Annotated in this window: 26 protein-coding genes and 1 pseudogene; 9 read left to right on the top strand and 18 right to left on the bottom strand. The window is 68.1% G+C overall.

All coding sequences use genetic code 11. The features are described 5' to 3' along the window. Positions 1–14: 14 nt before the first annotated feature. Positions 15–956, bottom strand: coding sequence for a methionyl-tRNA formyltransferase (locus NM1_RS16740; RefSeq protein WP_068020568.1), 942 nt, complete (start codon positions 954–956; stop codon positions 15–17). A 58-nt stretch (positions 957–1,014) separates the two neighbouring features. Then, positions 1,015–2,304 (bottom strand): SidA/IucD/PvdA family monooxygenase, encoded by a 1,290-nt coding sequence (locus NM1_RS16735; protein ID WP_068020567.1) that lies wholly within the window; start codon positions 2,302–2,304, stop codon positions 1,015–1,017. Between the two features lie 215 nt (positions 2,305–2,519). Between NM1_RS16735 and NM1_RS16730 the strand changes: the two genes are divergently transcribed. The 3 genes from NM1_RS16730 to NM1_RS16720 all read left to right on the top strand — a co-directional run bounded on the left by NM1_RS16730 (position 2,520) and on the right by NM1_RS16720 (position 4,637). Continuing rightward, the gene (locus NM1_RS16730) at positions 2,520–2,984 is read left to right on the top strand and encodes an MTB12 C-terminal domain-containing protein (RefSeq protein ID WP_068020566.1); all 465 of its coding nucleotides are present in this window, start codon (positions 2,520–2,522) and stop codon (positions 2,982–2,984) included. A gap of 209 nt (positions 2,985–3,193) precedes the next feature. Further along, positions 3,194–3,634, top strand: a complete 441-nt coding sequence (locus NM1_RS16725; protein ID WP_068020564.1) for a TIGR03667 family PPOX class F420-dependent oxidoreductase — start codon at positions 3,194–3,196, stop codon at positions 3,632–3,634. Between the two features lie 64 nt (positions 3,635–3,698). Next, positions 3,699–4,637 (top strand): RluA family pseudouridine synthase, encoded by a 939-nt coding sequence (locus NM1_RS16720; protein ID WP_068020562.1) that lies wholly within the window; start codon positions 3,699–3,701, stop codon positions 4,635–4,637. A gap of 847 nt (positions 4,638–5,484) precedes the next feature. Here the strand turns inward: NM1_RS16720 and NM1_RS16715 are convergent. Continuing rightward, a complete protein-coding gene (locus tag NM1_RS16715) occupies positions 5,485–7,743 on the bottom strand; it encodes an MMPL family transporter (protein ID WP_084519708.1) in 2,259 nt (752 codons plus the stop codon). Between the two features lie 30 nt (positions 7,744–7,773). Then, positions 7,774–8,286 carry an EXLDI protein gene (locus NM1_RS16710; RefSeq protein ID WP_169814277.1) on the bottom strand — a complete coding sequence of 171 codons (513 nt, stop codon included), beginning with the start codon at positions 8,284–8,286 and terminating at the stop codon, positions 7,774–7,776. A gap of 267 nt (positions 8,287–8,553) precedes the next feature. On the opposite strand from NM1_RS16710, the gene NM1_RS16705 reads away from it, so the two are divergent. Beyond that, positions 8,554–9,312 (top strand): CPBP family intramembrane glutamic endopeptidase, encoded by a 759-nt coding sequence (locus NM1_RS16705; protein WP_068020558.1) that lies wholly within the window; start codon positions 8,554–8,556, stop codon positions 9,310–9,312. 232 nt (positions 9,313–9,544) lie between these two features. Continuing rightward, the gene (locus NM1_RS16700; protein ID WP_147289084.1) at positions 9,545–12,238 is read left to right on the top strand and encodes a hypothetical protein; all 2,694 of its coding nucleotides are present in this window, start codon (positions 9,545–9,547) and stop codon (positions 12,236–12,238) included. A 96-nt stretch (positions 12,239–12,334) separates the two neighbouring features. On the opposite strand, the gene NM1_RS16695 is transcribed toward NM1_RS16700, so the two are convergent. Together NM1_RS16695 and NM1_RS44785 are read right to left on the bottom strand one after the other, a co-directional pair. After that, positions 12,335–13,321: an FAD-dependent oxidoreductase gene (locus NM1_RS16695; RefSeq protein ID WP_246011570.1), complete on the bottom strand. Its 987-nt coding sequence runs from the start codon at positions 13,319–13,321 to the stop codon at positions 12,335–12,337. A 90-nt stretch (positions 13,322–13,411) separates the two neighbouring features. Then, positions 13,412–13,651, bottom strand: a pseudogene (locus NM1_RS44785) (FAD-dependent monooxygenase); the annotation flags it as partial. Positions 13,652–13,841: 190 nt separating this feature from the next. On the opposite strand from NM1_RS44785, the gene NM1_RS16690 reads away from it, so the two are divergent. Continuing rightward, entirely contained in the window at positions 13,842–14,447 is a 606-nt protein-coding gene (locus NM1_RS16690; protein ID WP_068020551.1) for a maleylpyruvate isomerase N-terminal domain-containing protein, read from the top strand. 14 nt (positions 14,448–14,461) lie between these two features. On the opposite strand, the gene NM1_RS16685 is transcribed toward NM1_RS16690, so the two are convergent. Next, positions 14,462–15,565, bottom strand: coding sequence for a DUF6585 family protein (locus NM1_RS16685; RefSeq protein ID WP_174556882.1), 1,104 nt, complete (start codon positions 15,563–15,565; stop codon positions 14,462–14,464). Between the two features lie 384 nt (positions 15,566–15,949). Between NM1_RS16685 and NM1_RS16680 the strand changes: the two genes are divergently transcribed. From NM1_RS16680 to NM1_RS16670, 3 genes are all read left to right on the top strand, one after another. Next, positions 15,950–17,263, top strand: coding sequence for a Dyp-type peroxidase (locus tag NM1_RS16680; protein WP_068020547.1), 1,314 nt, complete (start codon positions 15,950–15,952; stop codon positions 17,261–17,263). A 30-nt stretch (positions 17,264–17,293) separates the two neighbouring features. Continuing rightward, complete coding sequence (locus NM1_RS16675) at positions 17,294–17,602, top strand: antibiotic biosynthesis monooxygenase family protein (protein WP_068020545.1); 309 nt, start codon at positions 17,294–17,296, stop codon at positions 17,600–17,602. A gap of 108 nt (positions 17,603–17,710) precedes the next feature. Further along, positions 17,711–18,088 (top strand): MmcQ/YjbR family DNA-binding protein, encoded by a 378-nt coding sequence (locus NM1_RS16670; RefSeq protein ID WP_068020600.1) that lies wholly within the window; start codon positions 17,711–17,713, stop codon positions 18,086–18,088. 28 nt (positions 18,089–18,116) lie between these two features. Here the strand turns inward: NM1_RS16670 and NM1_RS16665 are convergent, their stop codons facing one another. The 11 genes from NM1_RS16665 to rplC all read right to left on the bottom strand — a co-directional run. Next, entirely contained in the window at positions 18,117–18,578 is a 462-nt protein-coding gene (locus NM1_RS16665) for an NUDIX domain-containing protein (RefSeq protein WP_068020544.1), read from the bottom strand. Between the two features lie 113 nt (positions 18,579–18,691). Then, positions 18,692–18,988, bottom strand: a complete 297-nt coding sequence (gene rpsQ / locus NM1_RS16660) for a 30S ribosomal protein S17 (RefSeq protein WP_068020542.1) — start codon at positions 18,986–18,988, stop codon at positions 18,692–18,694. Then, entirely contained in the window at positions 18,985–19,224 is a 240-nt protein-coding gene (gene rpmC, locus NM1_RS16655) for a 50S ribosomal protein L29 (protein WP_068020540.1), read from the bottom strand. The genes rpsQ and rpmC overlap by 4 nt, the downstream gene beginning before the upstream one ends. After that, positions 19,224–19,640 carry a 50S ribosomal protein L16 gene (rplP, locus tag NM1_RS16650; RefSeq protein WP_068020538.1) on the bottom strand — a complete coding sequence of 139 codons (417 nt, stop codon included), beginning with the start codon at positions 19,638–19,640 and terminating at the stop codon, positions 19,224–19,226. The genes rpmC and rplP overlap by 1 nt, the downstream gene beginning before the upstream one ends. Positions 19,641–19,643: 3 nt before the next feature. Next, a complete protein-coding gene (gene rpsC / locus NM1_RS16645; RefSeq protein ID WP_068020532.1) occupies positions 19,644–20,444 on the bottom strand; it encodes a 30S ribosomal protein S3 in 801 nt (266 codons plus the stop codon). Further along, positions 20,445–20,843, bottom strand: a complete 399-nt coding sequence (rplV, locus tag NM1_RS16640) for a 50S ribosomal protein L22 (protein WP_040745656.1) — start codon at positions 20,841–20,843, stop codon at positions 20,445–20,447. Further along, complete coding sequence (rpsS, locus tag NM1_RS16635; protein ID WP_024800475.1) at positions 20,840–21,121, bottom strand: 30S ribosomal protein S19; 282 nt, start codon at positions 21,119–21,121, stop codon at positions 20,840–20,842. Before rpsS ends, rplV begins: the two co-directional genes overlap by 4 nt. A 15-nt stretch (positions 21,122–21,136) precedes the next feature. Next, on the bottom strand, positions 21,137–21,967 hold the full coding sequence (gene rplB / locus NM1_RS16630; protein ID WP_068020529.1) for a 50S ribosomal protein L2: 831 nt from the start codon (positions 21,965–21,967) through the stop codon (positions 21,137–21,139). A gap of 33 nt (positions 21,968–22,000) precedes the next feature. Continuing rightward, positions 22,001–22,306, bottom strand: a complete 306-nt coding sequence (gene rplW / locus NM1_RS16625; RefSeq protein ID WP_068020527.1) for a 50S ribosomal protein L23 — start codon at positions 22,304–22,306, stop codon at positions 22,001–22,003. Next, positions 22,303–22,974, bottom strand: a complete 672-nt coding sequence (rplD, locus tag NM1_RS16620; RefSeq protein WP_068020525.1) for a 50S ribosomal protein L4 — start codon at positions 22,972–22,974, stop codon at positions 22,303–22,305. The genes rplW and rplD overlap by 4 nt, the downstream gene beginning before the upstream one ends. Further along, the coding region (gene rplC, locus NM1_RS16615) for a 50S ribosomal protein L3 (RefSeq protein ID WP_068020523.1) at positions 22,971–23,636 on the bottom strand (666 nt) is incomplete at its 5' end. The genes rplC and rplD, both read right to left, overlap by 4 nt.

Raw genomic sequence — 23,636 nt, 5'->3', positions numbered from 1 at the left:
GGTGACGCGTCCGCTCACGCCGGGGCGTCGGTGAGATAGCCACCGCGCGCGAAGAATCGGGCGGCATCGTGTTCGGCGCCGTCGGCGGTGCGCACCCGGGTGATCAGCAGGCCGCGGTTGCGGCCCCGGTGGGCGTCCGGGCCGCAGACCACGACGCCGCCGCCCTCCACGACCACCACGCGGCCGGGGGTGCCGCCGTAGCGCGCCTCCGACAATGTGGCCGCTACGATTTCGACCTTCTCGCCGCGGTAATGCGAGAACGCGCGGGGGTACGGATCCGACAGCGCCCGCACGAAACGCTCCAGATCCACTGCGTCCCAATGCCAGTCGATGCGACTGTCGCGCTCGGACCGCTTGTGGAAGTACGTGCGCTCGGACGCCTTCTGCGGCTTCCATTCCGCGGTGCCGGATTCGATCGCGCCCAGCGCCTCCTCCAGCGCGCCCGGAATGAGTTCCAGACCGGCCAGCACCAGCTCGGTGCCGGTGGCCGCCGGGCCGATCGGCAACGAGCGCTGCACGAGGATGTCGCCGCTGTCCAGGCCGTCGTTCATGCGGTGCACGGTCAGCCCGAATTCGGATTCGCCGCTGATCAGCGCCCACAGCACCGGCGAGAAGCCGGTGAACTTCGGCAGCAGCGAATCGTGTAGGTTCAGGGTGCCGTGCGTGGGCATGGTGTAGAGCTCCGCGGGCATCCAGGTGTACCAGCTGTTCACCACGATGATGTCCGGCTCGGCCCGCTTGACCAGGTCGATGGTCTCGGCGTCGGCCCGCTCGGTCAGGTGCACGGGGATGCCGTGCTCGCGGGCGAGCTCCTCGACCGAATCGGACCAGATGCCCTTGTAGGAGTGCTCGCTCGCGGGGTGGGTGACCGCGAGCACCACCTCGTGCTCCGAATCGATCAGAGCCTGCAGCGTTCTGCGGCCCCAGGTCTGAAAGCCGAACGACACGATACGCATGAACCGAACCTCATCTCCGATAACTAAGGGTAGCCTAGCCTACTGGTCAACGGGACTCTCAGGCCGGTCCGCGCACCTCACCGGCCCGCGCCGCGCCGACCACGGGGCGCGCCGCCACCCCGCCGAGCACCCGATCCGAAAGTTCGCCCAGGCAGCTCAGATTCGGGAATCCGGGCCCCTGTGCCAGGCCCGCGAGATTCGGCAGATACAGCTTCGCGTCCAACCCGTCGACCGCCAGATCGTGACCGATGGCCGCCTCCAGCCGCGCCTGCGTGACGGGCCCGCCCACCGCCAGCTCGACCAGGTCCGCGGCGTCGGAGTCGAACAGGTCCAGGAACCACAGCGGCTGGCCGCCGGTCGCGTCCACCACCAGGTCGAAGGTGTGCACCTGATCCGGGCGCAGCTCGTTGCGCAGCGTCAGCGCCACACCCTCGCCCTGTTCGGCGACGCGCACCACCCGCCCCTGCAGATGGTGAACCCGGTTGTCGCCCAGCACGTTCTCCTGCACCCGCACCGAGAACACGCCGCGGTCGGTGCGGCGGATGACGTCGCGGCGCTCCTGCAGACTCAGCGCCCGCCACTTGGCCGGATCGCTGAACAGCGCGTTCTCGAAGTAGCTCTCACCGCGGGTGTACAGGGTGGCCGCCGGGGAGATCACCGAGACGGTCAGCACGTCGTGATGCACCAGTTCGTCCACCGCCGAGCCCGCGGTCTCGCCGCCGCCGATCACGGCCGCGCGGGAGGACACCGGCAGCCGCCGCTTTCCCGCCAGATCCCAGAAGTCCGCGATACTCAGCACTTTCGCGTGGTCGGCCAGCGCCCGGCGACTGTTCCCGGGGCCCGTGATCATCAGCCCGTCGGTGTCGATCTCCGTGACGGCGCCCTCGGTGTCGGCCACCGAGACCAGCCAGCCGTCCGCGGCCGCGCGGATCTGCCGCACGGTGCCGGTGACCAGCTCGACCTCGGCCGTGCGGGCCACCCACTGCAGATATTTCGCCCAGACGTGATGGTGCGGGCTGGGCCTGCCGCGATCGACCCACTCGGCGTAGCTGCCGGTTTCGACGAGGAACGAGGTCCAGCTGTAGGCGACCATCGCCTGGTCGATCTCGCGATTGTGCCCGCGGGCCCAGGTCGAGCGGTACGGGAACCCGATGTCCTTCTCCGGGCCGGTGCCCAGCCGGTGCTGACCGTCGGTCCACCCGCCACTGGGCAGCCAGTTGCCGCCCACCGCATGCGATTCCACCACCACCACGCGCGGAGCCGGCAGTCCCAGCTCCCGCAGCACCCGCGCCTTGGCCGCGACGGCCATCGCTTTCGGCCCGGCACCCACTACGAGAAGCGTTTCCACCTGGTACTCCGATCTGTGATTCCAGCCACCGCGCAGCGGCCGTCAGCGGCGTTCAGCTGCGCCGATTCGGATCGTCCGGGACCGAGGGCCGCCGGAGATCCGAATGAGTGTTACCTACCTTTGCATAGGCTTACCTTATATTGCACTGTGGTGCCAGACCTCGCCGCGAGACTGCGAGGCACGGCACTGCGGTCCCGCAACGATTGGAAATACACATGATCAAGATCAACTCTCGCGCCGCCGCGGCGTTCTCCCTGGCCGCAGCGGTCTTCGTCGGCGGCGTCGCCACCGCCACCCCGGCGCTGGCCGCCCCGGTCGTCGCCCCCGTGCACGCCGCGGCCCCCGGCATCGGCCAGTTACAGAGCAAGCTGCAGCTGATCCTCGACCCGGGTGCGCCGCGAGCCGCCCGCGCCAACGAGCTCGAGGCGGGCGAGGCGGGCCTGCCGCTGGTCGACAATGTCGGCGGCGTCATGAAGACCGTGCCGGGCTTCCAGTGGCAGGCGGTCGAGCCGGTGAACGTCAACGGCGACAGCCTCACTCACAACCTGCAGATCAACGTCCCCGGCTTCGATGCCATGTTCATCGAGCTGTCGTGGAAGGACATCGACGGCAACTGGAAACTCACCCGCGAATCCGAGTGCACCATCGCCTACTACGCGAACCAGCCCTGCACGGTCTGATCCCCTCCGCACGGCCCTGGGCACGAAAATGTCACGTGCCCAGGGCTTTCGCATCATCCATGTTCACGACCGCCCTTCGCGGCAGTCGCCTACGCCGCGGTTCTCACCGCCGGGTTCTCGCCCGTCGACCCACCGGGGGAATCCTCGCGAATCGGTCGGCGTTGTGCGACGGGAGTCACGACCGGACCCGTCAATCTGGAGGAGCAGCGATGACAGCGACCGACAGCACACCCGTGGTAGATGTCAGCACCGAATTCGGCGCCCGTGTCGCCGACCGGCTGGGCCGCGAAACCGTCGCCTGGCTCACGACGGTCGGGCGCAGCGGCACGCCGCAGCCGAACCCGGTGTGGTTCCTCTGGCGCGACGGGGAATTCCTCGTCTTCAGCCAGGCGAACCAGGCGAAGCTCCGCAATATCACCGGAAACCCGCGAATCTCGTTGAATCTCAACAGCACCGAGCACGGCGGTGAGGTCGCCGTCCTCACCGGCGACGCACGCGTCGACGAGGCCGGTGCCACCCCCGAGGAGATCTCCGAATTCTCCGCCAAGTACACCCAGGGCTTCGTGGACATCAATATGCCCGCGGAGAAGTTCTACGCCACCTACTCCACCCTCATCCGCATCCGCCCCGATCGCCTGCGCGGCTTCTGAGCCCACCCACATACGCCGCGACCTGCGCAATCATCGGTGAAACCCGGCCGCTAGGGTCGGATGTGTGAGACGTAGGCAGAAGCCGCCGCTGCCCAAGCGGCACGGGTTGGATCCCGCGCGGTTGCGGCTGCCGGAGGAGGGGGCCTGGGCAACCATCCGCGACCACCTCGTGGAGCGGTTGCCCCGGGTGCCCGCCGCGCGGATAGACGAGCTGCTGGCCGAGGGCGGCATCGTCGACCTGGACGGCCCGATCGCACCGGACGCCCCCTACGCACCGGGCACGGCCGTGTGGTTCCACCGCGACCTGCCCACCGAGACCGAGGTGCCGTTCGAGATCACGATCGTGCACCGCGACGAGAATCTGCTGGTGGTCGACAAGCCGCACTTCCTGTCCACGATCCCGCGCGGGCAGCACATCCTGCAGACCGCGCTGGTACGGCTGCGGCGGGAGCTGGACCTGCCCGATCTGGTGCCCGCGCACCGGCTCGACCGCACCACGGCCGGGCTGGTCCTGTTCGTGGTCGACCCCGCCCGCCGCGGCGCGTACCAGACGCTGTTCCACAAGCGCCGGGTGTTCAAGCAGTACGAGGCCATCGCCCGCTACGACCCGGACCTGACACTGCCGCGCACGGTCACGAGCCGAATCATCAAGGAACGCAACATCCTCCGCGCCTTCGAGGTAGACGGCGAACCGAACGCGGAAACCCTGGTGGAACTGCTGGAGCATCGCGACGGCCTGGGCCGCTACCGCCTGACCCCGCACACCGGCCGCACCCACCAGCTCCGCGTGCACATGAACGGCCTCGGCATTCCCCTCCTCGGCGACGATTTCTACCCCGAACTCACCGACCGCCCCATCGACGACTTCACCCGCCCGCTCCAATTACTGTCCACCACACTGGAATTCACCGATCCGATCACCCGCGAGCCACGCCGCTTCGAAACCACCCGCACCCTGCAGGCTTGGAGCGATCCGGACGGGTGGGCCGCGGGATCCCAGTGAACAAGGCCGGCACTTCCGGGAAGGCGTCGGTTAACAAGCGCGGCGTCGACGGCGATGGTTCAATCACCTGCCGACCGGCACCGAGGCGAGAGGGAGGACCTCAGCATGTCGCAGCCACCATATCCGGGGACAGCGGGCGTACCCGGGGCGCCGCCGCCCCGATCCATCACCCCGTCCGGGCGCTGGTATGTCTTCGCCGCGCTGCTCGCCGCCGCGGGAATCATCGGCGGCATCGTCGTCGGCGTAGTGGGTTTCATGCAGATGTCGAACCGGGTCGACGACTTCCAGCGGGTCGAGATTCCCGGCGCGGCCGATGTGCAGCTCACCGAAACGGGCGGCTACACCATGTATTTCGAGTATCCCGGGGCCTCGTCACAGGCCCCCGACGGGGACGTGAACGTCCAACTCTCCGGCCCGGACGGCGCGGCGGTACCGCTGCAGGACTACACCTCCGATGTGACCTATTCCTTCGGCGGACACGAGGGGCGGGCGGGATTCTCGTTCGATGTCGACCGATCCGGCACGTATCATCTTGCGACACAGGGTGATTCCTCGGTCACTGCGGCGGTCGGACGCGGGATCGGCTCCTCGATAGCGACCACGATTCTCCTCGGATTCGGCGTCGCGGGCGCCGGGGTGCTCGCCGGTGTCATCATGCTCATCGTCGTTGCGGTCAAACGCGGTTCGAGCAAACGCAGGCTGGCGGCACAGGGCTGGGGTGGTTATCCCACCGGCCCCCGCCCGGGTATTCGAGGTAACCCTCGCCGGGCCGTAGGAGTTCCGAGAACACGGAGGGGCCGCCCGCTCGGCATTCCGAACGGACGGCCCGCCTACCGGCTCGAGCGACTCACCGACGCCGCTCGCCGGTGTTCGACCAACTCCACTGCGAGCCCTGGCGCTCGGGAACCGATACCGTCGGCACGCCATCGTGGTCGTAGGTATCCGCGTGCATGTACTTCGACCAGTTCGGATCATGTTGCACCGCACCGGTATTCGGCACACCGCCCTTGCGCTCCGGCTTGCTGTCCCCGTGCCCCGGCCACCACGCGCGGTGCCCGATCAGCGCCGTCACCGCCGGCGTGAAGAACAGCGCCATCACGAAGGCGGCGATCGCGATGCCGACCGAGATGGCGAAGCCCATCTCCGACAGCATGGTGTTGCCCGCCAACATCATCGAGGCGAAGGTGCCCGCGAGGATGACACCGGCGGCGACGATCGTCGGACCCGTGTGCCGCACTGCCAGCGCGGCCGCCCGATGCGGATCGTTACCCTCGCGCGCCTCCTCGCGCAGCCGGGCCACCATCAGGATGTTGTAGTCGGTGCCGAGCGCGACCACGAACAGGTACATGATCACCGGTAGCGTGAAGATCAGCCCCGGCTCGCCCTGCATGTGCTGGAACACCAGCACCGAGGCGCCCAGCGTCGCAGCGAATCCCAGGAACACCGAGGCCATCAGGTACCACGGCGCGACCAGGCTGCGCAGCAGCAGCGCCAGCACGATCATGATCAGGATCGCGGCGACCGGGAATACGACCGTGTAGTCGTGGTTCATCGCGTCCTGGAAGTCGACGAACACCGCGGTCATGCCGCCCACCGCCGCGGTCGTACCGGGCGGTGCGGCCGCGTGCGCGGCATCGCGCAGCGGACCCGCGACGGTATCGATGGCCGCGTCCGATTCGGGTGCCGAGGCCAGGGTCACCCGATAGTCGGCGACCGTACGGTCTTGCGACAGAGCGGGTTCCGCGACCTGACCCACGCCCGGAACGGCGGCGAGCGCGTCCCGATAGGCGCCCAGTTGCTCGTCGGTCAGCCCGCCCGTCGACTGCAGCATCACATCCGACGGCTGGGTGACACCGGCGGGCATCCCCTTCACCAGTTCCTTGTTGTAGACCACGGATTCGGAGGCGTTCGAGGTGGATCCGGAGGTGAGGTCGAACGTCGGGCTGAAGCCCACGGCGAACAGGCCGAGCACGACCAGCACGCCGCCGGACACGACCGCGAAGACCCCCGGCCGCTTTCCGAGACCCCGTCCCACCGCGGCGAATCCCGCGCCCTTCGGCTCGGCCCGCCACGCCTTCGACGGCCAGAACACCTTGGTACCCAACAGCGAAACGATCGCGGGAACCAGGGTCAGACCGGCCACCAGCGCCACACCCACGGCAATGGCCAGCGCCGGGCCGAGCGACTTGAACAGGCCGAGGGTGGACAGCGTGAGAGCCATGAACGCGATGATCACCGCGCCCGCCGCGGACGTGATCGCCTCGCCGACCCTGGTCACCGCGCTGACCATGGCGGTCTTGGGGTCCTCCCCCGCCCGCAGCCGCTCCCGGTAGCGGAACATCAGGAACAGAATGTAGTCGGTGCCGACGCCGTAGAGCACGACGAGCAGGATCGAGGTCACCGAGCTGTCGACCTTCAGGTCGAAACCCTTACTCACCCAGGCGATCAGCCCGTTGACGACACCGGTGATCGCGCCGATCACGAGAATCGGCAGCAGCGCGATCACGGGGCTGCGGAAGATCACCAGCAGCAGCACCAGGATCAGCAGGATCGTGGCGATGCCGATGATCGCCATGCCCTTCTCGGACGATTCGGTGGCGTCGAGGGTCTGCGCGGCCTGGCCGGTGACGCCACCCTTCAGATCCGTGCCGTCGAGCTTCGATTTCAGGGCGTCACGCAGATCCCGCACCGCGTCGCTCTGCCGGGTGTCGCTCGCCCCGGTGGCCTTGGTCATCTGCACGGCGGCGATTTGGATCAGCCGGTTGTCCGACGGCGGCGCCGCCTGGATGCCGGTGACGTTCTCGATGCCCGCCTGACGCAGCTGTGCCGTGATCGACTCGACCGCAGCGGAATCGGCGGCCTCCAGCGGCGCCCCGTCGCCCCGCTCGAACACGACGATCGCCGCCGGTGCGGAGCTCTGCGGAAATGCCTTCTCCTGCAGCTCCATTGCCTGGATCGACTCGTAATGCGAAGGCAGGAAGTCGGATTGGTCGGTGGTCGAGGCCAGTTTCGGCGCCGTCGCCATGACCGCGATCACGATCAGTACCCACAGGCCGATCGTCTTCCACGGGTTGTGGACGACCACTGCGCCCAGCCGTGCGAACATGTTCAGGGTCCTTTCCGGGAGCGGGCCCGCTCAGATGTCGAGGTTTTCGGCCTGCGGCTGCTCGACCGCGGCGGCGACCCGGCGATAGAGCTTGGGGGTGACCACGGCACGCAGTTCGTCGAGCGAGTCGACGATCTCCACCGTGAAATCGCCCCAGTCCTGGTCGCCCTTGCCGAGGATGCTGCGCCAGTTCCTCCAGTCGGCGGCCAGTTCCGACAGCGCCGACAAGTCGGACCAGTCCGACTGCTGGCGATGGACCACGAACTTGCCCTTGCGGCTGCGGTAGACCCGGACGACCTCCGTCCCGGTCTTCGCGACATCCCGGGCCTCCGCCAGGTAGCGACCGATGAAGCGCTTGACGCGCAGGCCGCCGGGGCCGTCCTTCAGGCTGATCTCGCCGAACTCGCCGTCCTCCGTGACGACCCGGACGGGATCTCCGGACCGGCTCCGGTCGGGCGTTCCGGCCTGCTGGTCGGCCGGATGCGGCTCGTCGGCCGGACCGTGCGCGGCGTGTTCGCCGAAACCCTGCGGATCTGTATCCATCTGCATTCTCCGTTCATGCATAACTGCGCACGTGCGCATGAGCTGATCTCTGGCGCACGGCGATACCCGTTGCCATCGGGCTTCGGTGAGCGCGGACTCGAGCCCACACCCCTCGTTGGATCGGTTCGACACCATCGTCGGGGCGCTCAACCAACCACCCGAGACAGACTATACGTAGACGTATACATACAAAGCAAGACCCGATTCCCGGCCGGATGTTCGGAGGAACACAGCGCGCCCGCGGCGGATGAACGTAGACTGGCGGCGATGTCTCGAAACGATAACGACGCCGTACCGCTCTCCGAGGTCACCGGCTCGCCCCGCCGGTTGCATGCCTATCTGGATGTCGCCGTCGTCGTCGTGGTGCTGGCCTGCACCAATCTGATCGCACACTTCACCTCGGCCTGGGCCAACATCGTGACCGTGCCGATCGCCGCCGTGGTCCTGGTGGCCATGATGCGGCGGCGCGGGCTCGGCTGGTCCGAACTCGGGCTCTCGCCGCGACACTGGCGCAAGGGCACGCTGTATTCGGTGGCCGCGGTCGGCATCGTGCTCGGCGCCGTCGCCATCGGCGCGCTGCTGCCGATTACGCGGCCGTTCTTTCTGGCCGACCGCTACGCCACGATTTCCGGCGCGCTGATCGCCTCGATGATCGTGATCCCTTTGCAGACGGCAATTCCCGAGGAACTGGCCTTCCGCGGCGTCCTGCACGGGGCGCTCGACCGCGCCTATGGCGCTCGCGGCGTATTCGCCGCCGGGTCACTGCTTTTCGGCCTCTGGCATATCGCCTCGTCGCTGGGCCTGACCAGCAGCAACCGCGGGCTGAGCACATTTCTCGGCGGCGGCCTGGCCGGGCAGATCGGCGGAATTGCGCTCGCCGTCCTGGCGACCGCCGCGGCGGGCGCGGTATTCACCTGGCTGCGGCGGCGCAGCGGCAGCGTGCTCGCGCCGATCGCGCTGCACTGGTCGCTGAACGGGGCGGGCGCCCTGACGGCGGCGATTCTCTGGCATACCGCAATGCGCTGAGCCCGCCGCGACACGCGCTCGAATTCTGCCCGAAAGTTGCGGGTGGACGAGCATTTTCGCGGATTCACCCGAACTGATGTTCGGTGTCACCATTGACCACGGGTAGGTCACGGATTACTCTCACTGCGGTCACACATATGTTCGAGTAATCGGCTGTTGCGGATATTCGGCACCATACCTTCGTCATGGAAGGCTCGCGATGCGCGACGACCAGTCGGCCGGGAATGCAGAGATGTCAGCAGAGATCGCCGCGTTGGCCCAGCGGGTGGCGACCGCGCGCGGCAAGCTTCCGCTGCAGACGGATCCCGCCCTGTTCGACGAGATGTCCGATTCCGAGATCGCCGCCGAACGCGATCTGGCGGAATGGATTCGAGCGCAGCGCCGACGGCAGCGTCGCGGAGCGGTGACCGCCGAACTGGCCGCGGAGAAGCGCGACCGCCGGGTCGAGCGCGCACTGCGCCGCGCCGACGACGCCGACGCCCGCTGGCACCGGAAGGCACTCGCCGCGCGGCGCCGGGTGTCCAATCCCGATGCGCGCCTTGCCCAGCTGTACCGCCGCGCCGAATGGTCCTCGCGGGCCCTGATCGGCGTGGTGGTGCTCGGCATGGTGTGGGCGGGCGTCAACGTGCAGCAGAATCTGGTGCCCAGCGGCGATATGTCCGATCCGCTGTACTGGCTCAGCTACGGCTTCGAGGCGATGATCTCCATCCCGATCATCACCATCATGGTGGTGGCGACGACCGCCGCGCGGTGGGGCCGCGAAATCGCCCGGGGCAAGGTGGTTTTCCTGGAGGCGGCACTGCTGGGCGTCACCATCGCCCTGAACGCCGGGCCGCACCTGGCGGGCGGCGCACCCGCCCGCGCCGCCGAGGCCGCGGTGGCGCCGGTCATGGTGGGCGTCGTGATCTGGCTGCACGCCTGGGTCTCCGCGCGCTACGCCCAGCTGATCGACGCGATCCCGGACAACTCGGCGGAGCACGGCCGCACGGTCACCCATCGCATAGTCGACGCCTTCGCCCCGGTCCGCGAGGGTTCGGGATCTCGCCGCCTCTCCGCCGCTCACGAATACCCCTCCGGCCCAATGCTTTCCAACCATTCGGCCGATGACCGCGCCGCCGCTTACAGACCAGGCGATCCGGGTCTTACGGCGCACTCGGTCCCCCACCCCGGGCCCGAGGACCACCCGGCGGATGGGTCCGCACCACAGTCGCCCGGCTCCGACCACATCCCGCCGACGAATGCCCACGGCTCCCCTCCCGACACCCCCCGACCTCAGCCGAGTAGCCGCAACGGCCGGAGCCACCCATCGGCGGAGGCCGTAGGCACCAGCGTCGACGCGCAAGCCCAACCGGACAACCGTCATGGCCGGGACCACCGGTCGGAGGAAACCGCCGCTCCCCGCCCCACAACGGACCGTACCCACTTCGGCGATCGCAATGGCCACGCATACCCGCCGGACGACCTCCCCGCGAACGGGCACGGCACCGAAACAGCCTCGACAACACTGGGGCACAAGGTAAACGGCCACGCGACCGCCGAGCCGTACGGCAACGGCCGCCCGATCGACCCCCTCGCGTCCTACCCGCAGTCGACGCGAGACGATCACGAGAGCAACACTCGCCCTACGGATATCGCCCCCGGGAACAACGGGCACCTCCACCGCTCTGCCCCCGACAGGCATCCCCGGGTTGCGCCTTCGCACAACGGCGACACGCACCCATCGCCAACGGCCCCCACTACCAGCGGTTTCGGCAACCACACACACGACCTGCCCGCAAACACCGTCGAACACAACGGGTTTCCCACCCCATCCCGCGGCCCTGACAGCAACCAGGTGAATCCGCAGCACGGCGCGTCACCGACAACGGGCCACTCGGGGCGCAACGGCCACACACATCCCGCAGCACCGTCCGTTCCGAACGGGTTCCGCGAGCCACGCCTGCCGCAGACCGACCGGCGACACAGCGCGCCGAACTCCCCCAGCAACGGCAACGGCAACGGCAACGGCAACGGTCAGCCTGCGCCTCGAATCAACGGGGAGCATTCGAATGGCGTTGCCGAGCAGTCTTTCTCGGAGCGGCGGTACCAGCTCGGCGAATCGGCCGACACGGACGCGGAACGAGTGAGCCCGTCCCCCGACGAAGGCAGCCCGTCCGGCGGCCAGGAGAGCGACCACGGTGACGGCCCCCGCCCGGCCGCCGCACCCACGTCGGAGCCCACGGTCCCTACCACCGAGCAGAGCATCGAGCCCGGTGACGACCGCCGCCCGGCATCCGGCTCCCCTCTGGAGCGCACGGGTTCCACCGGAGAGCCGGATACCGGTCGCCCCGGGCCGAACGGATCATCGCGCGCCGAGTACGACGGCGAAACCGGCACAATCCGGCAGCACACCGGCAGCGTTCCCAACGGTTCCGAATCGCAGGGGCGCAACGACTCTCGACGCACCGCGAAGAAGTCCACCGCCGCGCATCCGTACACCCGGCGCCCCGCCTCGGCTCCGGAGACGGCCGAACCTCAGGCACCGACCGAGGCGGATCGGCAACCGCGTGCGCAGCAGCCGGGTCGGCGCGGCACCCAGCTGACCCTCGAGGAGCCCGCCCCCGACGTCTCCAAGTACCGGCGTCCGTATGCGGTTGTCGAGACGGAACCCGAAGCCGCCGAACAGGACTCGACCGAAACCCGGGCGAGTGCCGACGACCTGGCCGCCGAGATCGACAATGTCGGGGTGTGGGCGGTGGCGCGCGAGATCTCCGAGCGCCGCCTGTCCAAGCTCCCGGTGGAGCAGCTCGCCGAGATACTCACCCTCGCCGACGAGTCCTGGACCCCCGCCGCCATCGGCTCCTCCATCGGACTGCCGGGCTCCCGGATCCTGGGCATCCTCGAAGCCGCGCGCCGCATCCGCCTCCCCTACGCCGTCAGCGGGTGAGGAGCGCTCGGATCCCGGTCTGAGCGGACACAATTCGCGTCCCGACGGCATATGTCGTCACATCACCCCGTTTCATGACCGCACAGACCGGCCCGATCAATCCGGCAGCGGCTCCGCCCCCAACGCCTGCGTCCCGTTCGCTGCCGACCGTCGCACCATGCGAAAGCCCTCGTCGGCCATCGCCCGCTCGTACTCGCGCACCGCATCGAGGAGCGGACGCCCGTCGGCGACCTCGGTCAGCGCCTCTGCCAATGCGGCGGCATCCCGCAGCGCCATGTTCGCACCGGCCCCGGCGGCGGGGCTCATGGCGTGGATCGCATCGCCGAGCAGTGTCACGTTCGAGGACTGCCACGGTAGGACGGGAACGCTGCTGCGCACCGTGATCGGGTAGATGCTCGCGGGAGTCCACCCCTCGACGATCCGGGTCACCAGGGGATGCCAGCCGGTGAGCTGCTCGAGCACCAGTTCGCGCAGGCCCACATCCGTTGCGGCACGGAGTTCCCCGTCGGAGAGCCCGAGCCGGTCGAGGCGGCGGCCGAACATCACCGCCAGGGTGTCCTCGGCAGGCTCGAGAGCCACCTCGGGCGCCGATCGCGCCGCGGCTGCCCGCGGTGGTTCCCGGTACTGAACGGGCGCGACGCCGACGAACCGCCGGTCCGGATCGATGACGGAGTTGAAGACGCTGAACATCTCCGGCGGGAGTTCGCGGCGCAGTTCGGGGGTCAGCGGAACGCGGCCGTAGATCAGGCGCGTCCCGGAGTCCACGACACGGGCATCCGGCAGCCGCTGCGCTCGAATCACCGATCCGATGCCGTCGGCGGCCACCAGAACCGAGCCCTGCGCCGTGCTGCCATCGGCGAACCGCACCCTGACCGTGTCCGCATCGCTGTCGTAACCGACACAGCGGCGCCCGAAGTGAACGACGTCGTCGAGCCCCGCGAGGAGGATGCGACGCAGGACCTGCCGGTCGACGACCGTATGCGCGGGCAGGAGGTGCTCCGCGGTGCCCGGGCTCGGCACCGGATCGTCCAGCGCGAACACGCCCGTCGGACGCAGTCGATGATCGAAACCGTTCGCAGTCATCGCGGGTCGTCCGGCGACGGCCGCGAGCAGCGCGAACAGATGCGGCGGCAGCGTCGCCGACAGCGCCCGCCGCCCGCGGGCATCTATGTGCAGGCGGTGGCCCTGCGCCCGGACGGCGGCCGCGGCGTCGCGCTCATAGACGGCGACGCCGATACCGGCACGGCGCAGGCCCTGGGCGAGACAGAGCCCGCCGAGACCCGCGCCGACCACGACGACGTGCGGGTACGGCCGTCGCGGGCGAGAGAGAGCAGGATTATGCGGACGTGAAACAGAGCTGTTCAAGACATACCTCACCGGAGTCGTGTACGACTCCCACCTCCTCGATGCCATGGGGCACCGGGAAACCGGTTGGCGAGGCCGAAGCCCTCGAGGACCCGCGGGCCCTCCGGTGAGAAGACATCACCAAGCTACACGAAGCCCGGTGTCGCGCTCATCGAGCGATATCTCGTTGCGACCGCCACCGGATGGTGCTGACATGGGATGGCATGGCATCCGCATCGTTGGGTGAACTGGGGTTCATATGGATATCACCACGCTGGAACGGCTTTGCGTGACCTGGGGCGAGCGGGTGGCGGAACTGACGCCCGCGCAGTGGGCGACACCCACGCGACTTCCGGGATGGACGGTGCAGGATCTCGTCGCCCACATGGCGCCGGACAAGCAGGTGCTGGACTTCCTGCGCGGGGAGCGGGTGGACTCACCCGCGGTGACTAGTAGCGCGCAGTGGCTTCGGATCTTCAACGAGCCCGGCGGGCCGGCACACACGCTGGCCGACGACGTCGCCGAACAGGCACAGCAGACCTCCGCGGTCGGCCCCGAGACGCTGGTCCGGCATTTCGCCGACGACGGCCCGCCGATGCTCGCGGAGCTGCGCGGGGCCGATCCCGCCGCCGGTCTCGTCCACCCGATCCTCGGCACCGTCAGCTTCCGGGCGCTGGCCGACACCATGATCGTGGAGGCCACCACGCACCTGCTCGACCTGATCGACGCCGTCGGAGGTGACGCACCGCCGGAGGCGGGCCTGCGGCGGACGGTCGAAATACTTTCCGCGATAGCGGATCCGATCGCCTTCATCGAGGCCGCCACCGGACGCTCACATACCCCGGTCCTGCCTGTTATGCGTTAGCGGTCGTCCTCGCCCTACTCGGAATCCCGTGCGGGACCGGCAACCCCGACCGCCTCCGCTCCCTCGCGGACCGAAATATCCTCCTGCTCAGGATGAATGGGGACATCCACGGCCCCACCGCGAGCCGCGGGGGCGTCGGCCTGCAGTGTCGGGGGACGAATCGCGGGCGCCGCCGTCGAGTTCGTCTCCGCGGCGGCCCGAGCCCACGGCGTGAGCGAAGGCTGCTCCGCCTCGGCGCCTTCTTCCGACACTGCCGCGTCGCCGCTCCTCGTGGCATCGGCCGCGGCCTGCTCGGCCATTTCGTCCAGTGCGGCGAGGCGTAGTCGTTCGGTCACCTCGTTGAAAATGTAGAAATTCGGGATGGTTTCGACCGAGACGAGCGAAATCCATTGCCCGCCAGCCTTGATGCAGACCAGGCCGTGGTGCGCCTCCATCCGCTGGATGTGCTCCCACGGATACGAGGTCTCCGCAAAGGTGAGGGAGTTGAGATCCACCGCGATATCGCCGAATCGAATGGTCTGCTCACTGTCGATAGCGGCGACCACATGCGGCAATTGCGTTGCCGTGACTGCGGATTGGATCGCCGGGCCCCATTCCTTCGCGCCGTCGAAGATCGACTCGTCGAAGGCGGCGGTGCTGTTTCCGGGACCGGTCAGGGTGAACGAGTAGTCGGTTGCCGCCGCGGCCGCATTATGGAACGGGATGACCTGCTGCCGGACCTCGAGGCTGTCCCACCGGAATGCCACGATCTTCTCGACACCGCGGTACACGGTCATGCCGTAATCGAACAGATCCAGTCGCGCCCTGCGGCTGCCACGGTTGCGTCGACCGCGCAGGAATGCCGCCGCGGCCGGCACCAGCGCCAGCGCGCCGACCGCGCCGCTGCCCACCAGCGAACCGGCGGCCGCACAGAGCCCGCCCACGACGACCAGCCCGCCCGCCACCAGCGCGCAGCCACGCACCACGGTGTCTCCACTCATCGGTGGCGGCAGAAACGTCTGGCGGTGTTCGCCCAGCTTGTCGTGCTCGGCCATAAGGTAGATCAGCTGCGACAGGGGTACCGTTCGCCGACCTGCGGTTCCCCCGGTCTCGCGCTCCTGCGTACTCGGGGTGGTCAATTGTCCCTCCAACGGACGGTTGGTTCCGCGCGGATCGTATTCGACTCGACGGAATCCCGCCACTGCTCCACGCGGTTCGGTGGCAACCAATAATGCGAGGCTTCGGTTTTCGACCGATTATCGAGGGCGAAGCCCGCTGCACGCACTCGATTACCGCAGGTCCGCCGATCCCCCCGATGTCGCATTATGGCCACGGCATAAATCACGACAACCCGGACATCAGTTTCCTTGTCCGCCATCAGCTCTCGCCCAGCGAGTCGACATTCCCGGCCGCGACGCCACCACGGGCCGGTCGCCGATGAAGGATCACCGGACTCGAGCCGACCCACACCAATCCTTCAGCTCTATTGAAGGTTCGACACATCTCGGCTAGCCTTGGGCAGCATGAGCGAGACTACTACAACTCGTAGTAACACCGGGTCGAAGCTGGGCCCGGTCTCGCGGCGAGCGATGTTCGGGTCGGCGTTCGCGGCGGCCGGTGCCGCCGCCGTCGGCGCCGTCGCAGGGCGCGCCACGACCCCGGATCGCTCGCCCTCCGGCCCGGATGCCGAGTCGTTCCACGGAATTCATCAGGCGGGCATAGCCACCGCGGCGCAATCGCACGCCCTGTTTTTCGCTTGCGATATCGCGCGACCCGATCGCACCGCGCTCCGAGATCTCCTGGCGGCCTGGACCGCCACGGCCGCGGCGCTCGCCGCCGGTCACCGGGTGCCCGAAAAGCCGGGCACGCCAGCCGGGTTCAGCGCGCACACCGATTTCGCGACCGGCCTCGGCCCCGCCCGGCTGACCATCACCTTCGGCCTGGGCCCGGGCATTTTCGGCGACCGGTTCGGCATCGGCGACCGGCGTCCCGCGCATCTGCGGCCGCTACCCGAATTCGCCGGTGACGCATTACATCCCGCCTGGTGCGGCGGCGATGTGTTGGCGCAGATCTGCGCCGACGACGCCCAGATCGTGAGCCACGCTTTTCGCGCACTGCGGGCCCGCATGCCGGGACTCGCCCGCATGCGATGGACGCAGCAGGGCTTTCTCGGCCGCCCGGCCGACGGCGGCACTCCGCGAAACATGTTCGGACACAAGGACGGCACCGCGAATCCGGCGCCCGGGTCCCCGGACTTCGAACGCACCGTCTGGGTCGACGCCGCTGCCGAGCCGTCCTGGTTCCGCGGTGGAACGTACCTGGTATTCCGCAAGATTCGGATGCGGACCGCCGAATGGGATCAGTTGCCGACCGTGGAACAGGACGGCATCATCGGCCGCCGCCGCGGCGACGGCGCACCGCTGGGCGGACACGGCGAATTCGAGCCGATCGATCTCGACGCGCGCTCCGCGGACGGGGACCTCGCGATACCGGCCGACGCGCATGTGCGTCTCGTCCACGGCATTCCCATGCTGCGTCGCGGATACAACTACGACTACGGCGTTCTCGGCGGCGCGACAGCGAAAGAGACGGAGCCACACGACCATCCGCCCGGCACCGACCCGAATCACACGCACGGCGGGCACGATCAACTCGACGTCGGCCTGCTCTTCGCCGCGTACATGAACAACCCGCCGGACCAGTTCGTCAAGGCCCAGCGGATGCTCGCGGCGACCGACCGCCTCAACGGCCTGATCCAGCACACCGGCAGCGCGCTGTTCGCCGTCCCACCCGGTGTCGGGCCCGGCGAACCGATCGCCGCGGCCCTCGAACTCTGAACACCCACAACACATTACGGAGGACCCCCCATGACCGATCAAGGCGTCACATTCATCAACGCGATCGAGCTGCCCGCCGAGGAGGTCGACGGATTCATCGAGCAGTGGCGCGAACGCGTGGCCCTCATGCGCACCGCCCCCGGTTTCCGCGACGTCCGCCTGCACCGAGCCTTGTTGCCGAACACCAGATTCCAGCTCGTCAACGTCGCCCACTGGGACAGCGTCGAGGCCTGCGAGGCAGCAGGCATGAACCCCACCGTCGTGGCCTCCGTCGACCAGGCCCGCAAAACCGCCACCGCCAACCCCGCCCTCTACGAGGTGGCCGCCGAGTTCCCCTGAGCCACCCGGCAAGTCACCGCAGCCTTCACCACCGCAGATTCGATCACGTGCAGCACGCTGATTTCACGTGGTCGATCTCGCAGACTTCCGAGAGGGACAATGGCGGATATGGCCGAAGTTCCCCTGCAACGGCTGCGCGAGCTGTGCCTGACCTTCCCCGGGGTCACGGAACATCTCAACCACGACGAGCCGTGCTGGCGCGTACGCCGCAAAACGCTGGTCACCTACTCCGAACGCAAACCCGCCGGCCGCGTGGGCTTCTGGTGCCCAGCACCCCCGGGCGAATCAGAAGCCCTCACCACCCAACTCCCCACCCGCTTCTTCCACCCACCCTTCGGCGGCCCCGACTGGCTCGGCGTCTACCTAGACGTCCCCCTCGACTGGACAGAAATCCACGAACTCATCACCGAGGCCTACCGAATGATCGCCCCCCCCCACAAACTGATCGCCGAACTCGACGAGGAGACACCACCGCACATCGGCTAGCAGAGGAAGTCGTCGGGGCGACCGAATGCTATGGCGCCGCCTCGCCTCGTTCGAGGTATCGCGTGCCGCTACTCGCGTGAGTTGCGTACGCGTTCCGCAGACGCCGGGCCAACCTGGCCACTACGTACTCGTCGAGGTCGTCGACGGGTACCCATCTCCACATGTCGAGTTCATCTGCTTGCAGCACGATCTCTGTCTCCCGAGCCGCCAGTTCGCCGCAATGGAAGACATAGAGGATCTTGTCTCCTTCGCCCGGATTCGGTGCCCAGTCGTGCACCAGTAGGCGCTGCGGAGGAAGGTCGATTCCCAGTTCTTCGTTCACCTCGCGGCGACAAGCCTCCGCGGGCGACTCACCCGGTTCGACATAGCCACCGGGGATGTCCCAGCCGTTGCCATATGTCTTGTGCACCAGCAAGATTCGGTTGCCGCGCACGAACAATGCGCCTGCGGCCAGCCGGGCGCGCGCGAACCGTTCATCTGCATCCGGCACCGCGTTACCTCACATTCCGCAATCCGTCGGACGGGAGACCGAAGCACGAAGGCCCGCCTCCCAACCGGGAAGCGGGCCTTCGCTTTACAGACTTCAGCCGAGGTGGAGTGGGCTTACTTGGCCTTCTCCAGGACCTCCACCAGGCGCCACCGCTTGGTGGCGGACAGGGGGCGGGTCTCCATCAGCTGCACGCGGTCGCCGACGCCGGCGATCTCGTTCTCGTCGTGCGCCTTCACCTTCGAGGTGGTGCGGATGATCTTGCCGTAAAGCGGGTGCTTCACGCGATCCTCGAGCTCCACCACGATGGTCTTGTTCATCTTGTCCGAGACGACGTAGCCGATCCGCACCTTGCGGCTGCCACGCACCTCCTCCTTGGCCGGCGTCTTGGCCGGGCCCTTTACGTCGCTCATGCGGCGTCTCCCTTGCCTTCAGGACCGGAGGCCAGGCCGAGCTCACGCTCACGCATGACCGTGTAGATGCGGGCGATCTCGTGACGGACCACACGCAGGCGCCGGTTGTTCTGCAACTGGCCGGTCGCCATCTGGAAGCGCAGGTTGAACAGCTCTTCCTTGGATTCGCGCAGTTTCGAGACGAGCGCGTCGTTGTCGAGCTCGCGGAGCTCTGCGGCCGGATTGGCGGTAGCCATCAGAACTGCTCCTCCCTGGTCACGATCCTGCACTTCATCGGGAGCTTGTGCATCGCGCGGCGCAGCGCCTCGCGAGCGGTCTCCTCGTTCGGGTACGACATCTCGAACATGACCCGGCCGGGCTTCACGTTCGCGACCCACCACTCCGGCGAACCCTTACCGGAACCCATGCGGGTCTCGGCGGGCTTCTTGGTCAGCGGGCGATCCGGGTAGATGTTGATCCAGATCTTGCCGCCACGCTTGATGTGGCGGGTCATCGCGATACGCGCCGACTCGATCTGCCGGTTGGTGACGTAGGCCGGCTCCAGAGCCTGGATGCCGAACTCGCCGAACGCCACCGAGGTACCGCCCTTGGCCATGCCAGAGCGCTTGGGGTGATGCTGCTTGCGGTGCTTGACCTTGCGAGGCATCAGCATGGGTCAGCCCTCCTTGGATGACGAGGCCTCTGCGGGCTCCGCCACTGCAGTAGCAGCACGCCCGGCCTCGGTGCTGGTCGCGGTGGTACCGGAAGAACCGGACCGCCGCGGACGGCTCGGCCGCTCACGACGCTCGCGACGCTCACCGGCCGGCGCGGCTGTGACCTCGCGCTTGCCGCCGACGATGTCGCCCTTGTAGATCCAGACCTTCACGCCGATGCGGCCGAAGGTGGTCTTGGCTTCGTACAGGCCGTAATCGATGTCGGCGCGCAGCGTGTGCAGCGGCACCCGACCCTCACGGTAGAACTCCGAGCGCGACATCTCGGCGCCACCGAGGCGGCCCGAGCACTGCACGCGGATGCCCTTGACGTTCGGCGAACGCATGGCCGACTGGATGGCCTTGCGCATCGCGCGACGGAACGCCACACGGTTCGACAGCTGCTCGGCCACACCCTGAGCAACCAGCTGCGCATCCGACTCGGGGTTCTTGACCTCGAGGATGTTCAGCTGCACCTGCTTCTTGGTGAGCTTCTCCAGCTCGGCGCGGATGCGGTCGGCCTCCGCACCACGACGGCCGATCACGATGCCCGGACGCGCGGTGTGGATGTCCACCCGCACGCGGTCCCGGGTGCGCTCGATCTCGACCTTCGAGATGCCGGCCCGCTCCATGCCCGTGGACAGCAGCTTGCGGATCGCGACGTCTTCCTTGACGTAGTCCTTGTACTGCTTGTCCGCGTACCAGCGGGACTTCCAGTCGGTGGTGATACCGAGGCGGAAGCCATGGGGGTTGATTTTCTGTCCCATTTACTTAGCCCCTCCCTTCCGGCGGCTGCGAGCCGGGGCGGCGCTGGCGACGCTCTCGACCTCGATAGTGATGTGGCTGGTGCGCTTGCGAATCCGGAACGCGCGGCCCTGGGCCCGCGGCTGGAAACGCTTCATGGTCGCGCCCTCGTCGACGTAGGCCGTCGAGATGACCAGGGTGTCCGGGTTCAGGCCGAGGTTGTTCTCGGCGTTCGCCGCGGCGCTGGCCACGACCTTGGCGACCGGCTCGCTCGCGGCCTGCGGCGCGAACCGCAGGATGTTCAGCGCATCCTCGACCCGCTTGCCGCGGACCAGGTCCACGACCCGGCGGGCCTTCATCGGCGTCACGCGGACGAACTTGGCGGTCGCGCGCGCGGTCGGGTTCTGAGTTTCAGTGCTCATCGCCGCTTGCTCTTCCGATCTTCCTTGACGTGGCTCTTGAAGGTCCTGGTCGGCGCGAACTCACCGAGCTTGTGCCCGACCATGTTCTCCGACACGAACACCGGCACGTGCTTGCGGCCGTCGTGCACCGCAAAGGTGTGACCGATGAAATCGGGGATGATGGTCGAACGACGCGACCAGGTCTTGATGACCTGCTTGGTGTTCTTCTCGTTCTGGACGTCCACCTTCTTGAGGAGGTGTTCGTCGACGAACGGGCCCTTCTTCAGGCTGCGTGGCATGTCTTAACCTCCTCTTTAGCGCTTCTTGCCGCGACGGCGGACGATGAGCTTGTCGCTCGGACGGTTGGGTTTACGAGTGCGGCCCTCGGGCTGACCCCACGGGCTGACCGGGTGGCGACCACCGGAGGTCTTGCCCTCACCACCACCGTGCGGGTGGTCGACGGGGTTCATCACGACACCGCGGACGGTGGGGCGACGGCCCTTCCAGCGCATGCGCCCGGCCTTGCCCCAGTTGATGTTCGACTGCTCGGCGTTACCGACCTCGCCGACGGTGGCGCGGCAGCGCACGTCGACGCGGCGGATCTCACCGGAGGGCATACGCAGGACGGCGTAGGCGCCTTCCTTACCCAGCAGCTGGATGCTCATGCCGGCGGCACGGGCCATCTTGGCGCCACCACCCGGACGCAGCTCCACCGCGTGGATGGTGGTACCGGTCGGGATCGAACGCAGCGGCAGGTTGTTGCCCGCCTTGATGTCGGCACCGGGGCCGGACTCGATCTTCGTGCCCTGGGTGACGTTCTTGGGCGCGAGGATGTAGCGCTTCTCGCCGTCCGCGTAGTGCAGCAGGGCGATGTTCGCGGTCCGGTTCGGGTCGTACTCGATGTGCGCGACCTTGGCCGGGATCCCGTCCTTGTCCAGGCGACGGAAGTCGATGATGCGGTAGGCACGCTTGTGCCCGCCGCCGCGGTGCCGGGTGGTGATCCGGCCGTGCGCGTTGCGGCCGCCGGACTTGGACAGCGGGCGCAGCAGCGACTTCTCGGGAGTCGAGCGGGTGATCTCGGCGAAGTCGGAAACCGACGACCCACGCCGTCCCGGCGTAGTCGGCTTGTACTTACGGATAGCCATGAGTTCTTCTCTGCTTTCTGGAATCCCCGCCGCTTACGCGACCGGGCCTCCGAAGATCTCGATGGGCTTGCTGTCGGCCGAGAGGGTCACGAGCGCGCGCTTGGTGCTCTTGCGCTGTCCGTAACCGGCGCGGGTCCGCTTGCGCTTGCCCTGACGGTTGGCGGTGTTGACGCTGGTCACCTTCACGCCGAAGACCTTCTGCACGGCGATCTTGATCTGCGTCTTGTTCGCGTCCGGGTGCACCAGGAAGGTGTAGGTGCCCTCCTCGATCAGCCCGTAGGACTTCTCGGAGATGACCGGCGCGAGCAGGATGTCGCGGGGATCGGCGATGGTGGTCACTTGCTGTCCTCCTGTGCAGCCTCAGCGGGCCCGTGCACGAAGGCGTTCAGGGCCTCCACGCTGAACACGATGTCGTCGCTGTTCAGCACGTCGCGGGTGTTGAGCTGGTCCGGCGCGATCGGGTGCACGTTCTGCAGGTTCGCGACGCTCTTCCACGCGGTGAGGTCCTCGCGGCCCACCACGACCAGCAGCTTCTTGCGGTCCGACAGTTCGGCCAGGAAGCTCTTGGCGCTCTTGGTCGAGGGCGTCTGTCCCGCAACCAGTTCGGTGACGACGTGGATCCGCTCGCTGCGCGCGCGGTCCGACAGGGCGCCACGCAGGGCGGCGGCCTTCATCTTCTTCGGCAGACGCTGCGAGTAGTCGCGCGGCTGCGGGCCGTGCACGGTGCCACCGCCGGCGAACTGCGGGGCGCGGGTCGAACCCTGGCGGGCGCGGCCGGTGCCCTTCTGGCGGTAGGGCTTCTTGCCACCGCCGCGGACGTCGCCGCGGGTCTTGGTGGCGTGCGTGCCCTGGCGCGCGGCGGCCTCCTGGGCCACGACGGCCTGGTGCATCAGCGCGATGTTCGCGGTCACGTCGAAGATCTCCGCGGGGAGCTCGACGGTGCCGTTGGTCTTGCCACCCGGCTCTTTGACCGGGAGCGTCAGGTTGGTCTTGGTTTCGGTGCTCATGCCCGGGCACCACCCTTCACTGCACTCTTGACGATCACGATGCCGCCCTTGCGGCCCGGGATCGCGCCCTTGATCAGCAGCAGGCCGTTCTCGGCGTCCACCTTGTGGACCGAGAGGTTCTGCGTGGTGACGCGGTCGTTGCCCATCCGGCCCGACATGCGCATGCCCTTGAACACGCGGCCGGGGGTGGCGCAACCACCGATCGAGCCCGGGCGGCGGTGCACGGCCTGCGCACCGTGCGAGGCACCCTGGCCACTGAAGCCGTGGCGCTTCATGGTGCCCGCGAAGCCCTTGCCCTTGCTGGTGCCGGTCACGTCGACGTAGGTGCCCTCTTCGAACACGTCGGCCGACAGCTCCTGGCCCACCTCGAAGGTCGAGGCGTCGGCGACGCGGATCTCGACGACGTGGCGGCGCGGGGTGACACCGGCCTTGGCGAACTGCCCGGCGACGGGCTTGATCACCTTGCGCGGGTCGATGGCGCCGAAGGCGAGCTGCACGGCGCTGTAGCCGTCACGCTCCTGGGTGCGAATCTGGGTCACGACGTTCGGCCCGGCCTTGATGACGGTCACGGGAACGACGCGGTTCTTCTCGTCGAAGACCTGGGTCATGCCGAGCTTGGTGCCCAGGATGCCGGCTGCCGGCCGGTTCTTGTTGTCAGTCAT

Source organism: Nocardia mexicana NBRC 108244 (assembly GCF_001613165.1).
GTDB classification, from domain to species: Bacteria; Actinomycetota; Actinomycetes; order Mycobacteriales; family Mycobacteriaceae; genus Nocardia; species Nocardia mexicana.
This window is presented reverse-complemented; position numbering and strand designations above follow the sequence as displayed.